14 protein-coding genes, 2 tRNA genes and 2 pseudogenes are annotated in these 15,255 nt (G+C 33.4%); 12 read left to right on the plus strand and 6 right to left on the minus strand.

From position 1 onward, the window contains the following. Window positions 1–162: 162 nt before the first annotated feature. From A9G28_RS13440 to A9G28_RS13445, 3 genes and pseudogenes are all read right to left on the minus strand, one after another. Window positions 163–285 (minus strand): annotated as a pseudogene (locus A9G28_RS13440) (IS481 family transposase); the annotation flags it as partial. Window positions 286–328: 43 nt separating this feature from the next. Next, window positions 329–1,409 (minus strand): annotated as a pseudogene (locus A9G28_RS14265) (IS3 family transposase). A gap of 1,191 nt (window positions 1,410–2,600) precedes the next feature. Then, on the minus strand, window positions 2,601–2,735 hold the full coding sequence (locus tag A9G28_RS13445) for an Arm DNA-binding domain-containing protein (protein ID WP_141674750.1): 135 nt from the start codon (window positions 2,733–2,735) through the stop codon (window positions 2,601–2,603). 176 nt (window positions 2,736–2,911) lie between these two features. Here A9G28_RS13445 and sbcB point away from each other — a divergent pair, with 176 nt between their 5' ends. From sbcB to A9G28_RS11810, 12 genes are all read left to right on the plus strand, one after another. Next, entirely contained in the window at window positions 2,912–4,345 is a 1,434-nt protein-coding gene (sbcB, locus tag A9G28_RS11755) for an exodeoxyribonuclease I (protein WP_065580781.1), read from the plus strand. A gap of 101 nt (window positions 4,346–4,446) precedes the next feature. Continuing rightward, the gene (locus A9G28_RS11760) at window positions 4,447–4,902 is read left to right on the plus strand and encodes a CidA/LrgA family protein (protein ID WP_081297814.1); all 456 of its coding nucleotides are present in this window, start codon (window positions 4,447–4,449) and stop codon (window positions 4,900–4,902) included. Beyond that, window positions 4,899–5,588, plus strand: coding sequence for a CidB/LrgB family autolysis modulator (locus tag A9G28_RS11765; RefSeq protein ID WP_065567554.1), 690 nt, complete (start codon window positions 4,899–4,901; stop codon window positions 5,586–5,588). Before A9G28_RS11760 ends, A9G28_RS11765 begins: the two co-directional genes overlap by 4 nt. A gap of 1 nt (window position 5,589) precedes the next feature. Further along, entirely contained in the window at window positions 5,590–6,237 is a 648-nt protein-coding gene (locus A9G28_RS11770) for an ElyC/SanA/YdcF family protein (protein WP_065567553.1), read from the plus strand. Window positions 6,238–6,393: 156 nt separating this feature from the next. Next, window positions 6,394–7,122: an arginine ABC transporter ATP-binding protein ArtP gene (artP, locus tag A9G28_RS11775; protein ID WP_065567563.1), complete on the plus strand. Its 729-nt coding sequence runs from the start codon at window positions 6,394–6,396 to the stop codon at window positions 7,120–7,122. Window positions 7,123–7,145: 23 nt separating this feature from the next. After that, window positions 7,146–7,880: a transporter substrate-binding domain-containing protein gene (locus A9G28_RS11780; protein ID WP_065567552.1), complete on the plus strand. Its 735-nt coding sequence runs from the start codon at window positions 7,146–7,148 to the stop codon at window positions 7,878–7,880. 134 nt (window positions 7,881–8,014) lie between these two features. Next, on the plus strand, window positions 8,015–8,743 hold the full coding sequence (gene artQ / locus A9G28_RS11785) for an arginine ABC transporter permease ArtQ (protein ID WP_065580789.1): 729 nt from the start codon (window positions 8,015–8,017) through the stop codon (window positions 8,741–8,743). 12 nt (window positions 8,744–8,755) lie between these two features. Continuing rightward, the gene (artM, locus tag A9G28_RS11790; protein ID WP_065580782.1) at window positions 8,756–9,433 is read left to right on the plus strand and encodes an arginine ABC transporter permease ArtM; all 678 of its coding nucleotides are present in this window, start codon (window positions 8,756–8,758) and stop codon (window positions 9,431–9,433) included. 1 nt (window position 9,434) lies between these two features. Continuing rightward, window positions 9,435–11,270, plus strand: coding sequence for an excinuclease ABC subunit UvrC (gene uvrC / locus A9G28_RS11795; RefSeq protein WP_065580783.1), 1,836 nt, complete (start codon window positions 9,435–9,437; stop codon window positions 11,268–11,270). Between the two features lie 107 nt (window positions 11,271–11,377). Next, on the plus strand, window positions 11,378–11,932 hold the full coding sequence (gene pgsA / locus A9G28_RS11800) for a CDP-diacylglycerol--glycerol-3-phosphate 3-phosphatidyltransferase (protein WP_065567549.1): 555 nt from the start codon (window positions 11,378–11,380) through the stop codon (window positions 11,930–11,932). A 236-nt stretch (window positions 11,933–12,168) separates the two neighbouring features. Continuing rightward, window positions 12,169–12,256, plus strand: a tRNA-Leu gene (locus tag A9G28_RS11805). Between the two features lie 12 nt (window positions 12,257–12,268). Further along, window positions 12,269–12,344: transfer RNA gene (locus tag A9G28_RS11810), tRNA-Gly, on the plus strand. Between the two features lie 266 nt (window positions 12,345–12,610). On the opposite strand, the gene A9G28_RS11815 is transcribed toward A9G28_RS11810, so the two are convergent. The 3 genes from A9G28_RS11815 to A9G28_RS11825 form a co-directional block, all read right to left on the minus strand. Next, window positions 12,611–13,057: an aspartyl protease family protein gene (locus A9G28_RS11815; protein ID WP_065580784.1), complete on the minus strand. Its 447-nt coding sequence runs from the start codon at window positions 13,055–13,057 to the stop codon at window positions 12,611–12,613. A 66-nt stretch (window positions 13,058–13,123) separates the two neighbouring features. After that, complete coding sequence (locus tag A9G28_RS11820; protein ID WP_065580785.1) at window positions 13,124–13,330, minus strand: hypothetical protein; 207 nt, start codon at window positions 13,328–13,330, stop codon at window positions 13,124–13,126. Between the two features lie 447 nt (window positions 13,331–13,777). Beyond that, window positions 13,778–14,143 carry a hypothetical protein gene (locus tag A9G28_RS11825; RefSeq protein ID WP_065580786.1) on the minus strand — a complete coding sequence of 122 codons (366 nt, stop codon included), beginning with the start codon at window positions 14,141–14,143 and terminating at the stop codon, window positions 13,778–13,780. Between the last annotated feature and the right edge of the window lie 1,112 nt (window positions 14,144–15,255).

Raw genomic sequence — 15,255 nt, forward strand, 5'->3', positions numbered from 1 at the left:
ATTTAGGTAAACTAGGTATAAAAAGGGAAATGGCACATGTTCCAAGAATTTAATTTTGAAAAAGCATTAAAATTATTACAAAATAGCCAACCGTTAATAGGTAAAGTGTAGTAGCTCAAACCTAATCTGACAGTTACCAGTTTTTATTGGGTGTCTGTCAGGTTAAATCTGGTTCAGATTTTTTTCTTCCCAGATCCGTTTTCCATCAAGCAATGTTTCCATTGGTATTCGACCATAGCTCATTTTTCCCTAATGAGTTCGTTCATTATTGTAATAATGCAGCCAATTTGTAAATACCCCAAACTTAGTACACAACTCACGTAGAAAATCATGCTGCTTGTTTTAGTGTTTTATACTCAATCGGTGTCATGTTATTTAATGCCTCATGCGGTCTTTCGGTGTTATAAATGGTTAGCCATTCTTCGGTTACCTTTCTTGCTTGTTCTAGATTATTAAATAGATATAAATCGAGCACTTCAGTACGATAGGTACGATTAAATCGTTCAATATAGCCATTTTGATAAGGGCTACCGGGCTGGATATAATCAATGGTTATACCATGTAATTTAGCCCAGTTGGTAAAGGTTTTCCCTGTAAATTCTGGCCCATTATCGACCCGCATTTTTAATGGATACCCATGATATTCGGCCAGTTTATCTAAGTAACGGGTAATCCTTCCTGCTGGTAAGTTTACTGCAATATCAATACCTAACGCCTCACGATTAAAGTCATCGATGACATTGAATGTTCTAAAGCGACGTTGATTACGACTACTGTCACTCATAAAATCCATTGACCAACATTCACTTTTTTTATTGGGAGCCAATAACTTTTCTGACGCCCGAGGTGGCATTCGTTGTTTTCGTTTTGTTTTAAGATTCAGTTTTAACTCACAATACACTCGATAAACACGTTTATGATTCCATTGATAGCTGAGCTTTCTGATACGATTAAAACATTTAGGAAAGCCCCATCGTAAATGCCAGTCTGTGATAGCATTCAACACCGAAATAATCACGAATCATCCTGTAACTTAGATTGATAGTAGTAAGCACAACGGCTTAAGCCAACAATAGCACAACTCATAACAATAGTAACTGAATGATTTTGTTGTAGTTGCTGTGCCCACGTTTTACGTGCCTTTGTGGGCACTAAAGCTTTTTTATGATTTCTTCCTGAAGCTGGGATTTTAAGCTCAGTTCGGCAAACATCTGCTTAAGCTTGCGGTTTTCCGCTTCGAGTTCTTTTAGACGTTTGATGTCTGAAGTTTCCATACCGCCATATTTTTCCCGCCATTTATAAAAAGTTGAATTACCCATGCCATATTTACGGCACAGCTCTTTAACGGGAATACCCGCTTCAGTTTCTTTTAAAATAGCTACGATTTGATGTTCAGTCATTTTTTTCATCATTAAATCCCCTTTTCTTTTATCATAGAGAATTTTCTACTTTTTTGCTGTACTATTTTAGGGGATAGTTACAGTTGTTTAATTTGGCTTAATGCTAACATGACAAGCTCTGCCGTTTTATGTTTACCAACATGATGACAATCTGCATATTGGATAAATTCACTAAAACACAATAAATAATGCCAACATTGGTTAGCTCGAATATAAGTTAAATCCGCGACAACAATTTGCTTTTTATCATCTACGTCAAATTACTGTTGCCAATAATTCTTTGTGGATTTTTCATCCACTTCTGTATCGTAAGATTTATAATGTTTAACGGTGTATTTTGATACAAGTAATAAAGGATTTCATCGCGCCCAAGCAATATAACGACGTGATACCTAAATATTCTCGTTTTGCAAATCAAAACGAATTCGCCTTGTACCATAAGAATGATAGCTTTGGTTAAACAGCATCACTATTTTAACTGCATAAAGTCTTACTGATTTTTGTTTATTCAATTTACACTAACAATAAGCATAATAACTTGATAATATATAGTTTTATTGCGCTATAACGATGTCGTTTTGCGTTTAGAATAGTGATTCATCCCATTATCAGAGCTTACCGTTTTCCACACGGCGTTGTTTAAGCGCTTTGCGCAAAGCAATCAACCATTGTTCTTGCGGACTGTGATTATCTTTTATTTTAAATGAGCCACTTTGGCTGACTTGCGTTATCCAATGCTGATGAAGTCAAATTATATTTTGCAACGATTTCACTACTTGATTTACCGTTTTAATAAAAACTGACCATTTGGTGTTTAAAATCATCATTGAATGTTCGCCTTGTTCCTTTAATCTTATTCATTATTGTTCTAGCTCTTTTAAGATTAATTTGTTTTTGCTTTTTCAAAAAAAGTGACCAAGTCACGCTCAGATATTTCATTAATAGGTATATCAGGAAATTGATCATAAAGATTTTTGCATACAACGGTTTGATACAGTGTGGTAGTTTTATCTCTCAGTGTTTATACATATTTCTCCTATAATAATCAAGGCAAGCATTCAAAGTCATGTCTGTATTGTTTACTTGATTATGCTTTTTCGGCTCTATTCCTTTGTTATATAAATCTCTTAGTTCACCAACTAAAAACCGAGCATCTTTAAGCGAACGCCCTATCGTCATCCTTTGTGCTTTTCAGTTCTATCAGTAGCAAAATTGAAATGCAATTGTCCCTTTTTGTGATATTCTTACACCTAAACCATCGCCGTCTGTTAACTCGGGCAACCCAGTGTAAGGTTTATTTAATATTGATTTTAATTTTGTATCACTTAACGCCATTTTTATCTTCTACATTCTGTACACATATAAAAATGTAATTATGTACTCAATCTGTACACATTTGCAAGTGAACAAACAAAAAAACATTTAAATATCTAAAAACAAAAATGAACAAAATTTATTATATGCGATTGAATTTAAAGAAATAAAAGAAAGATTATGAGCAAAAGAGCACCATGAAAAACAACTTAGAACAGCCAACTTTTTACTTTCATGATTATGAAACATTTGGAATTCATCCAGCATTAGACCGCCCTGCTCAATTTGCTGGGGTTCGTACTGATGCGGATTTTAATATTATTGAAGACCCACTAGTGATATATTGCCGTCAAACACAAGATTATCTACCTAGTCCAGAAGCTGTACTCATCACTGGAATTACACCTCAAAAAGCCAATCAAGAAGGTATTTGTGAAGCAGAATTTACCCGACTAATTCATCACGCTTTTTGCCACCCCAATACCTGTATTTTAGGCTATAACAATATTCGTTTTGACGATGAAGTAACGCGTAATATTTTATATCGCAATTTTTACGATCCCTATTCTTATAGTTGGCAAAATGGTAATTCAAGATGGGATCTTCTTGATGTTGTTCGAGCGTGTTATGCACTAAGACCTGAAGGTATCAACTGGCCGATTAATGATGCGGGATTACCTAGCTTTCGTTTGGAGCATTTAACAAAAGCGAATCATATTGAACATGAGCATGCACATGATGCAATGTCTGATGTGTATGCAACAATTGCCATGGCAAAATTAATAAAAACAAAGCAACCTAAACTTTTCAATTACTTTTTTACATTGCGCAACAAAAATAAAGTTGCTGAGCTTATTGATGTAATTAATATGAATCCTATTGTTCATATATCGGGCATGCTAGGTAGCCATCGAGGCAATCTAGCATTAGTTTGCCCTATTGCTTGGCACCCGTTACAAAATAATGCCGTTATTGTTTGTGATTTAACTGGAGATATTAACTCAGTTATTGATTTACCAGCAGAAAAAATTAAAGAAAAACTTTATACAAAAACAGAAGATCTTGAACTTAATGAATCACGAATTCCTTTAAAGTTAATTCATATAAACAAATGCCCTATTGTTGCTCCGTTAAAAACACTATTACCCAAAAACGCAACAAGGTTTGATATTGATATAGAACAATGTTTAATCAATCAACAACGGTTATTGCAAAATCAAACAATATTGCAAGATAAAATGAGAGAATTATTTGCAATAGATAATCATTTTTCGATTAGTTCTGATGTTGATGGCCAAATATATAGTGGTTTTTTAAATAGCCAAGACAAATTACGCTGTGAAACTATTCGAACAACACCGCCACATTTATTAGACAGTTTATCATTCACATTTGATGATCCTCGCTTAGCAACGCTATTTTTTAGATATAAAGCACGTAATTACCCACAAATACTAACAGAGCATGAACAGATTATTTGGAAGGATTATTGCCGCGATAAATTTAATATCCAAAAAATTCAAGATTATTTACTAACCTTAGAACAGCTTGCGGAAACTTATATAGAACAGCCGGAAAAGCTTTTAATACTAAAACAACTTTATCAATATTGTCATTATTTAGTTGGATAATTAGATTTGACGGGCGTATGATATGCTTTATTCAATTTATGTCAACGCTAACTACAGGCATATAGTCATAATTAAAAATTAAGATTAATAGCATTCACGTTATGAAACATTTTTTAGCGAAGCACGCCACAATAAGACATCGACTTTATTCTTTGTACTATACACTGTTCAGTTATAGCCGAGGGTTGATTATACTGACTATTTGCTTATGGGCAGGAAACATCATTTCTAAAATATTACCGATAATGATCCCAGGTAGTATTATCGGTTTGTTGATTCTATTTTTCTTACTTGCTTTTCAACTTATTCCTACTTGTTGGATTAAAAATAGTTGTAACCTTTTCATGCGGTACATGACATTACTTTTTATTCCCGCAGCTATGGGAATAATGGATAATTATTCACTCTTATTGCAAAACTGGATACCTATAATATTTAGTAGTGTAGGAGGATCATTTATTGTACTGCTACTAACTGCATTTTTAACTGAACATTGCCATCGCTTACCAACTAAGAGCTCAATTGTTGAACCCGAAAAAAAGGAAAATCAACCATGATATGGATGTTACCTTTAACGCTTGGCGTTTTTCTCATTGTTCGTCGGGTTGCATTGAAACTAAAAAATCCGCTATTCAACCCTTTAGTGATTTCAGTCATTGTATTAATTCCAATTTTACTAATAACCAACACAAGTTATGTGGAATATGTTAGTAACATACAAATTATTAATGACTTATTACCTTACTCCGTGGTTGCTTTAGCCTACCCTTTATATGAATTGATTCCACAAATCAAAGCGCGTTGGAAATCGATAATGCTTATTACCTTTACCGCATCAATTGCTTCAATGATAACAGGCGTTTGTATTACATTTTGGTTAGGTGGTAATGATGAAATAGCCGCATCGGTTTTACCAAAATCAGTTACAACGGCAATTGCAGTGACTATTGCCAGCAATCAGGGAGGAATTCCGTCTATTGCAGCATTATGTGTAATACTTGTTGGCACATTAGGTGGCATATTTGGACATCAAATATTAAATTTATTTAAAATAAAATCGGCCTCAGCTAGAGGATTATCTATTGGTGCTGTATCGCATGCTGTTGGTACTGCTCGTTGTATTGAAGTAGATTACAACGAAGGCGCCTACAGTTCGTTATCTTTAGTATTATGCGGTATTATGACATCATTGACAGCGCCTTTTTTATTTCCAATAATGGTAATTATTTTTGACTGGTTATAGCATGAACTTAAAAAAGCTTATTGCTTATTTTACTGGATTGTGCTTGATTACAATGTCTGCAATATTGGGGTTAGACTATTGGATCAGCTACAAAACGGCACCTTATATTTACCATGATGAAAACAAACTGCCATACCGTCCGATCGGTGTGGTACTTGGTACAGCAAAATATGTTCGTGGTGGCGGAATAAATGGCTTTTATCGGAATCGTATTGATGGAGCCATCGATCTATACTGGCAAAATAAAGTTGATTATCTATTATTAAGTGGCGATAACGCGCTTTTGAGTTACAACGAACCCATCACCATGAAGAAAGATTTAATAAAAGCAGGTATTCCTAGCGATTCGATTGTTTTAGATTATGCCGGCTTTAGAACATTTGATTCGGTAGTTCGAGCCAATAAAGTATTTGATGCCAATGACTTTACTATTATTACGCAAGAGTTTCACTGTGAACGGGCTATTTTTATTGCGCTTGCACATAACATTCAAGCACAATGCTTTGCTGTGCCAGCACCAGCAAGCATGAAACTAGTGCGCATTCGTGAAATGTTTGCGCGCGTCAGTGCCTTTATTGATCTCTATATTCTTAATAAAGAACCCAAATATCTTGGCCCAGTAATTCCTATCATTACTAATAGTCATTAGTTTTATTTGGCCTAAATTTTTGTAAAGAAAATTCAGGTAATACGTCTATTTTGGTATAAAAACACAGCAAAGAAAAGATTGTCCAATAAATTAGATTGCATTTTTATGCAAAAAAAAGTAATATTTAATCAATTATACAGTCAAGAAAAATATATAATGAATATTGAATTAAACCATATTAACTGTTTTTATGGTGCACATCAGGCCTTAAATGATGTTTCTCTTAGTTATCCACTTGGCGAAACAATTGTATTACTTGGTCAAAGTGGTGCGGGTAAAAGCTCTTTATTAAAAGTATTCAATTTACTTGAAATACCGACATCAGGTAAAATGACTATTGCCAACTCGCATTTTGATTTTTCAGAAAAAATCAGCGAATCCACAATTCGACACCTTCGCAAAAATGTCGGCATGGTTTTTCAAAATTACAATTTATGGCCACATTTAACGGTGCTAGAAAATTTGATTGAAGCGCCCTGCCAAGTTTTAAAGTTATCAAAAAAAGAAGCTAGCGATAAAGCAATGGCAATTTTAGCGCGGTTACAAATTGATAATATGGCTCAGCGTTATCCCCTTCATCTTTCAGGAGGTCAACAACAAAGAGTGGCTATTGCAAGGGCATTAATGATGGAGCCACAAATATTATTATTTGATGAACCAACAGCCGCATTAGATCCAGCGATCACATCACAAATTGCTGAAATTATTAATGAGCTTTCGCAAACAGGTATTACACAAATTATTGTGACTCATGAAGTCGATTTTGCGCGCAAAGTAGCCTCACAAGTCATTTATATGGAGCATGGCAAAATTATTGAGCAAGGACAACTTGAATGCTTTGCACATCCTAAAACCGAGCAATTTAAAGCTTATTTATCACATTAATTAAAATAAAATTGGGTGGATATATGAAAAAAACGTTACTAGCCATTTGTCTTGCAGGAACAACATTTTTAGCTCAAGCTGTAGACACTTTAACCATCGGCACTGAAGCAACTTATGCGCCTTTTGAATTTACTAATGAAAAAAATGAAATTATTGGCTTCGATATTGATGTCATAAATAAAATTTGTGATGAAATAAAAGCATCTTGTAAAGTGGTTAATCAATCATTTGATGGCCTAATTCCTAGCTTAAAAACACGTCGAATTGATGCTGCTATAGCGGGTATTGACATTACGCCAGAACGACAAAAACAAGTTGATTTTACAAAAATTTATTATGATGATAGCTCAATTCAGTTTATTACATTAAAAGATACACTAACGGATCTTGAACAATTAAAGGGTAAACGTGTTGGGATCCAAAAAGGCACAACTTATCCAAAATACCTAAATGAAAAGTACCCAGATGTCAAACAGGTAAGTTATGACAGCTATCAGTACGCTATTTTAGATTTAAAAGCTAAGCGAATTGATGCAATCGTTTCAAGTTCAATTGTTGCTGGTGAATGGTTAGGTAAAGATGCAGACATCGTTCCTTTAAGTGATAAAATTATTGACCACGACTTTTTTGGTGAAGGGCTAGGAATTGCGATACGTAAAGGTAACGAAAAGCTACTTAACCAATTTGATCAAGCAATAGATAAACTGAAAGCTAACGGTGAACTAGATGCTATCTATAAAAAATGGTTTAACAAATAAACTTTATATTTAAATATATATTTTATAATAATGACCTCGCCGCATTCACTTGCGGCGAATTTATTTTTTAATTTAATCTTGGTTTTTTTATGTTTGATTTTTTTGCAAATAAAATGAAATGGGTTTTGTCTTCAATGGATGGTTATATTTTGCCGCTTATTGAAGCTACTTCTACCACATTATCATTAGCCTTTGTATCATTAATTGTTGGGATTATATTTGCTTTTATTTTCTCAATATTAGAATCCGTTCCATTCAAACCCATTGCATGGACCATGTCTTTATTTAACTTAACTATTCGAGCATTACCCGAATTATTAATTGTGATAGCCATTTATAACGGTTTACCTTTATTATTGATATTATTAAATGATGGCTTCACCATTGATCTGTATTTTACATCTTTAACAATACAGCTAAACATTGAAGATTTTAATGTTAGCCCTTTTTTATGTGGTGTTGCCGCACTTTCTCTTCTCTATGCTGTTTATGCCTCTCAAACTTTACGTGGTGCATTTAAAGCAATTTCTAATGGACAACGGCAGGCCGCGCAAGTTTTAGGACTAAGCAAATCTCGCACATTCTTTCGCATTATTATGCCACAAATGTGGCGCCATGCTTTACCGGGCCTAAGTAATCAATGGTTAATATTATTAAAAGATACGGCATTAGTTTCAGCAATTGCCATTAATGATTTAATGATGCAAACCAAAACCATTGTTGCACGAACCAATCAACCTTTTTTATGGTATATCGTGGCTATGATTATTTATCTAATTATCTCAATTTTTAGTCAAAAAATTATATCGCGCATTGAAAAACGCTCAACCTATTTTGAACAACCTACCTCAGCGAAAAATTAGTAAGGTCGCATTATGTTTGATAATTTTATTCATTACCTAAAAATAATCTGCCAAGGTCTTCCTGAAACATTAAGTTTAAGCATTTTAGGTATTTTATCTGCAGGAGTTATTGCTACTTGCTTATCATGTTTATTATCACTAAATCACTTTATACTAAATAAAGTAATACGCACATATATTATTATATTTACCGGTACACCTTTACTTGTACAGCTATTACTTATTTATTATGGACCATCACAGTTTAAAGATATTTTAATCAAATTACCATTACTTTATAATACCATCTCATCACCTTGGTTTTGTGCCTATTTGGCATTAACACTTAACAGCGCTGCCTATACAACGCAAATTTTTTATGGCTCGTTAAAAGCCTTACCTAAAGGACAATGGCAAGCTTGTAAAGCACTTGGTATGGATAAAATACAAACGTTAAAAGTTGTTTTTCCTTATGCTTTAAAACGTGCACTTTCCACTTATTCAAATGAAGTCGTGTTTGTCGTAAAAGGTACTGCATTAGCCGCAATGATTCCTGTGATGGATGTGATGGGTTATAGTAATGATTTGAATGCGGATTACTACGATTTCACTATTTTTATTGCTGCTGGGCTAGTTTACCTCTTGATAAATGGTTTGCTTAGCACCATTATGAGGATAATAGAGAAAAAAGCCCTCACATTTGAAAACTAATATGAACTCATTTGATTCAGCATCTTTTTTAAAAACTGTCCCACATAAACCGGGTATTTATCAAATGTTTAATGATAAACAGACGATTATTTATGTGGGAAAGGCAAAAGATCTTAATAACCGTCTAAAAAGCTATTTTAACAATAGCAAAAAAACCTTAAAGACAGATATGCTAGTTAGTCATATCCGCCATGTTGAATTCACAATTACTAATACCGAAACCGAAGCTTTACTACTTGAACAAACTTATATAAAAAAGTATCAGCCACGATACAATGTGCTTTTAAAAGACGATAAAAGCTACCCATTTATAAAATTAAGTAAAGAACAACATCCTCAACTATCGCTTTACCGAGGAGCTGTAAATCGGAAAAAAGATGAGTTCTTTGGTCCTTATCCCAGTGGCTATGCTGTTAAACAAATATTAGCCTTGTTACAAAAAACATTCCCAATAAGACAATGCCTGAATTCGACATATCGCAATCGCACCCGTCCTTGTCTACAATATCAAATTAAGCGTTGTTTAGGGCCTTGCGTACCTGGTTTAGTGAGTGATGAAGATTACCAACAGCAAGTTAACTATGTAAGGTTATTTCTGTCTGGGCAATCAGAACAAATCTTACAAAAAATCACTGAAGATATGCAAAAAGCCAGCAATGAACTTAATTTTGAAAAAGCGGCAACACTACGCGATCAACTACAAGCAATAAAACATATCAATGAAAAACAAGCAATTTATAACAATAATGATAATCTTGATGTGATTGGCTTTCATTATGAATTAGGTTTAGCATGTATATATGTTTTATTTATTCGCAACGGGCAAACCTTTGGTCATCGATCTTACTTCCCTAAAGTACCATCCAATACGGAATTAGAAGAAGTTATTGAAACATTTATAGGGCAATTTTATTTACAAGGTAATCAAAACCGCAACATTCCTAAGAAAATTTTGTTGAATTATTCTTTATCGGATAAAAAACCTATAGAAGAGACACTGTCACTTATTGCTGAACACCAAGTTAAATTGGTTGATGAACCTAAAGGTGATAATCTAAAATTACTCAACATTGCAACGGTAAATGCTCAAACTGAAGTAAAAAATAAGCTATTAGCAAACTCAACCATAAAACAACGTTACGATGCATTAAAAGCTTTTTTAGGGATTGATAAAATTAACCGCATGGAATGCTTTGATATTAGCCATTTTATGGGCAAAAACACCATTGCATCTTGTGTTGTTTTTGACGATAAAGGACCTGTTAAAGCCGAATTTCGACGCTATAATATTACAGGTATCACACCAGGTGATGATTATGCAGCAATGGAACAAGTATTAACACGCCGTTACAACAAAAAAGAGCTTCCTGACGAAAAAATCCCCGACATCATTTTTATTGATGGCGGTAAAGGACAACTTAACCAAGCGTTGCAAGTATTTGACCAATTGAATGTTAATTGGAATAAAAATCATCCTATTTTAATTGGGGTAGCAAAAGGTGCTGAGCGTAAAGAAGGATTAGAAACCCTTTTCTTTGAGGCTCATGGCACTGGACGCTATCTGGATGATCATTCCCCTGCTCTATTACTCATTCAACAGATCAGAAATGCATCACACGATCATGCCATTGTCGGCCAACGAAAAAAAGGCATCAAACAACTTACCGATAGTGCTTTGGAACATATTGAAGGAGTTGGAGCCAAAAGGAGGCAAGCATTACTTAAACACTTTGGTGGGTTAAGAGAACTAAAAAATGCCAGCATTGATGAAATAGCGCAAGTGCAAGGAATATCTAAATCATTAGCTGAAAAAATTTATCTAAATTTAAAGCAATAACACATTGAAAAATTAACATTTTTCAGGCAACATAATCACCAATAAAAGACTATTTTTCGCTAATTACTAATGCATTGATTAATAAAATAAAAAAGAGCTTCTATCACATGAAAATTAATTTTCCAACAGCCTTAACACTATTTAGAGTCATTTTAATTCCTTTTTTTGTGATGGCATTTTATTGGTTTCCTCATCAATGGGCTGGTTTTTTTTCTGCATTGATTTTTTTAATTGCGGCCGTAACCGATGTTTTAGACGGCTATCTTGCCCGTCGCTTAGGACAAACAACTAAATTTGGTGCTTTTTTAGATCCTGTTGCTGATAAAATTATGGTGACAATTGCTTTAGTTTTAATTACACAATATTATCAAGCATGGTGGATCTCTATTCCAACAATTATTATTGTTTCACGCGAAATTATCATATCAGCCCTGCGAGAATGGATGGCTGAAATTGGTAAACGTAAAAGCGTGGCCGTTTCGTCAATTGGTAAAATAAAAACAATTACCCAAATGACCGCGTTAACTTGGTTACTATGGCGTCCTTGTGATATGGTCATTTATGCTGGTCTCGTTGCATTATTTATTGCGACAGTTTTAACGCTATTATCAATGTTACAATATTTATGGATAGCGCACAGTGATTTATTAGAAGAAGAATAACCAACTCTCTATATTTCTGAGCAAACACTTTTTTATATAAGTAATTTTGTTCAATCAAAACGTATAAACAAAATTACTTATCGCCTTATCAATTAACTGACACCCCTATTTTAATCATTAATTAGCTAAACATTGAGCAATTAAACAATTAATTTAAAATTTCTATTGACTGAAATCATAAGATAGGTAAAATGCACTGCATTCAAAGCGAATTACTTTTTGTAAGTCAGTTTTGAGCCCGGGTGGTGAAATCGGTAGACACAAGGGATTTAAAATCCCTCGGCCTTTTTGGCCGTGCGAGTTCAAGTCTCGCCCCGGGCACCAACCTTTACTTATGCGGGAATAGCTCAGTTGGTAGAGCACGACCTTGCCAAGGTCGGGGTCGCGAGTTCGAACCTCGTTTCCCGCTCCAATATCTTTTCTATAATCCCCTATTCACTGATACAATTGATTGAAAAACAGAAATAAAAGTTATATTTCAGTCTACTAAATTCTGATGAAATCCACTTAAAGCGATAACTTATTAGTTCAAAATTTTTTGAATTCTATAGACTAGTCCAAAAATAAGTTATGTGATAGCACCAGTTTAAGTGGAGTAGAAGTCATTACCTTCTAACTAGCCTTACGTTGCGTTCAAACACATAAGGAGCATTTATTACGAGTTGTACCATTATTGGCCTATTGTGTCACAGTTTGAATCCATAATTGCTTATTTTTGAAATCAATCTTCACTATATTTTTACTAAGGAAATCAAACCCGATTAATCCATCAGACTGAAATTCAGTGGGAAGAGAATCCAATATAACAGCGTCGATATTATCATTAACAACATTATCGACTTTAAGTGATACAAATTTATAATCACTTTCATCGTCGTTCTTTTTAATCGTTTTTGCTGAAAGTGATTGTTCTTTTATGACTGACATAGTGGCTCCAGTATCTAAAACCATTTTATAACTCTTTATACCATCCGACATATCTATAACTAAGCCCTCACCATTAATATGAAAGGGAATTGCAATCCATTTTTTATCAAGATCCGTAGCAATATCTGTTTCATCCGATATTATTATTTTACTTTCAGGATAATTAATAGTTAAAACATAACTATCAAATAAACCCAACCCAATAACTGGGTTTTCTATATTATTATTCTCGTTATTATCATTACTACTAGAAAAACTCAGTCTTCAATTTTTATATTCTACAACTTCCACACGTTTAAAAATAAAAGAATTCAACTCTAACTCATTGATAATAAATGTTCTACTCTCTGTCATGTTACCAGATAAATCAATACTTCTTATTTTTTGTGAATTTTCAGATTTATTTGGGATTTTATCAATTAGCTCTATTGGCAGATGTAAAGCTTCTTTAGTGCCAGTATCCAATGTCAATGCAATTTTTTCACCTTCAAGGTTTATTATTATATTGGGTAAACTATATTTTTTATCAAAAGTCAGATCCCAAACTGCTTCACTACCGTAGGCAAAGTTAGTTAGTTATTAATAATATGATTAAAAATAGTGATTTTTTATTCATATAAATCTTCGCATTTGATAAACATTACTTTTATAAACATCAGTGAAGTGCAAGTTTTTTGGGATTTGATCTTATTTGCCAGAAATATTCAATGAATCTGAAACGATTAAACTATGCGTTAATAGTATCGCTCTATTTGCTATATTAATGGTTTCTTGTCTATGTGCAAGAACCAGTTTAGTAAAATAATAACCATGTATGGAAGCGTTTACTGTTTTCATTTGCAGTTGAAATGGCAATACATTTTCAAACAAAAAAATTAAGGAGTAAGTGCTTCTTAAATTCAACGGTAGGCAAGTAGCCTAATGAAGAATGTCATCGTCTATTATTATACCAATAGAATAAACTGAAAAAGCACTTTGTAACTCAGTTATGGGATTGAAATGTTGGCCTTTTACAAACTTCGTTTTAATTGTTTTCAATGTCGCTTCGGCTACCTTATTGTCATAAAAACCCTCTTTCTTGCTTAATGAATGCGTGATATTAAATGCCTTAAAACAATCCTCCAATAGCCAATTATCAAACTTTTCACCTCGATCTGAATGAAATAAATCCAATTTCGATAATGGTTGTTTAATTTGGCTTAATGCTAACATGACAAGCTCTGCCGTTTTATGTTTACCAACATGATGGCAATCTGCATATTGGATAAATTCACTAAAACACAATAAATAATGCCAACGTTGGTTAGCTCGAATATAAGTTAAATCCGCGACAACAATTTGCTTTTTATCATCTACGTCAAATTACTGTTGCCAATAATTCTTTGTGGATGTTTCATTCACTTCTGTATCGTGAAATTTATAATGTTTAACGGTGTATTTTGATACGAGTAATAAAGGATTTCATCTCCCAAGTAATATAACGACGTGATACCTAAATATTCTCGTTTTGCAAATCAAAACGAATTCGCCTTGTACCATAAGAATGATAGCTTTGGTTAAACAGCATCACTATTTTAACTGCATAAAGTCTTACTGATTTTTGTTTATTCAATTTACACTAACAATAAGCATAATAACTTGATAATATATAGTTTTATTGCGCTATAACGATGTCGTTTTCGTTTAGAATAGTGATTCATCCCATTATCAGTGCTTATCGTTTCCACACGGTGTTGCTTAAGCGCTTTGCGCAAAGCAATCAACCATTGTTCTTGCGGACTGTGATTATCTTTTATTTTAAATGAGCCACTTTGGCTGACTTGCGTTATCCAATGCTGATGAAGTCAAATTATATTTTGCAACGATTTCACTACTTGATTTACCGTTTTAATAAAAACTGACCATTTGGTGTTTAAAATCATCATTGAATGTTCGCCTTGTTCCTTTAATCTTATTCATTATTGTTCTAGCTCCTTTTTAGTTGTAATAAGTTTTCCTTACCTCTTAAAAAGTTGTATGATTTAGTGTGGTCTATCCACTTTCAGATAATCTTGCCTTGCACCATTTATAATCATTTAGAATGATAAATTAACTATTTTATTTTTATATAATTATTTTATGTAAGCCTTGCATAAAAACGTGAAGTGCGATTTTAAACTTGGCAAGTCAAGAAAGTAGAAAATTATCTATGATAAAAGCAAAAGAGGATTTAATCATAGAATAACAATACATATTAAAAATTTTGGGTAAGATATTTTAAGTGTAAGTTTCTGTTATTATTTTTGTATATGATTAGTTATCGGTTTATTCTAGTGTAGAATAAACCGACACTAGCCTTTAGAGGAGGATAAAACTTAGTTTTTTATAAAAACGATCAGATATTATATTAATTTTAT

Origin of the sequence: Gilliamella sp. Fer1-1, from assembly GCF_001690825.1 — a bacterium.
GTDB lineage: Bacteria > Pseudomonadota > Gammaproteobacteria > Enterobacterales > Orbaceae > Gilliamella > Gilliamella apicola_C.

Excerpts from the sequence above, each read along its gene's own strand:
- artM (WP_065580782.1), top strand. The coding sequence starts at position 8,756 with ATGTTTGATAATTTTATTCATTACCTAAAAATAATCTGCCAAGGTCTT.
- artP (WP_065567563.1), top strand. The coding sequence starts at position 6,394 with ATGAATATTGAATTAAACCATATTAACTGTTTTTATGGTGCACATCAG.
- A9G28_RS11765 (WP_065567554.1), top strand. The coding sequence starts at position 4,899 with ATGATATGGATGTTACCTTTAACGCTTGGCGTTTTTCTCATTGTTCGT.
- A9G28_RS11770 (WP_065567553.1), top strand. The coding sequence starts at position 5,590 with ATGAACTTAAAAAAGCTTATTGCTTATTTTACTGGATTGTGCTTGATT.
- uvrC (WP_065580783.1), top strand. The coding sequence starts at position 9,435 with ATGAACTCATTTGATTCAGCATCTTTTTTAAAAACTGTCCCACATAAA.
- A9G28_RS11780 (WP_065567552.1), top strand. The coding sequence starts at position 7,146 with ATGAAAAAAACGTTACTAGCCATTTGTCTTGCAGGAACAACATTTTTA.
- artQ (WP_065580789.1), top strand. The coding sequence starts at position 8,015 with ATGGATGGTTATATTTTGCCGCTTATTGAAGCTACTTCTACCACATTA.
- A9G28_RS11760 (WP_081297814.1), top strand. The coding sequence starts at position 4,447 with ATGAAACATTTTTTAGCGAAGCACGCCACAATAAGACATCGACTTTAT.
- sbcB (WP_065580781.1), top strand. The coding sequence starts at position 2,912 with ATGAAAAACAACTTAGAACAGCCAACTTTTTACTTTCATGATTATGAA.
- pgsA (WP_065567549.1), top strand. The coding sequence starts at position 11,378 with ATGAAAATTAATTTTCCAACAGCCTTAACACTATTTAGAGTCATTTTA.
- A9G28_RS13445 (WP_141674750.1), bottom strand. The coding sequence starts at position 2,735 with ATGGCGTTAAGTGATACAAAATTAAAATCAATATTAAATAAACCTTAC.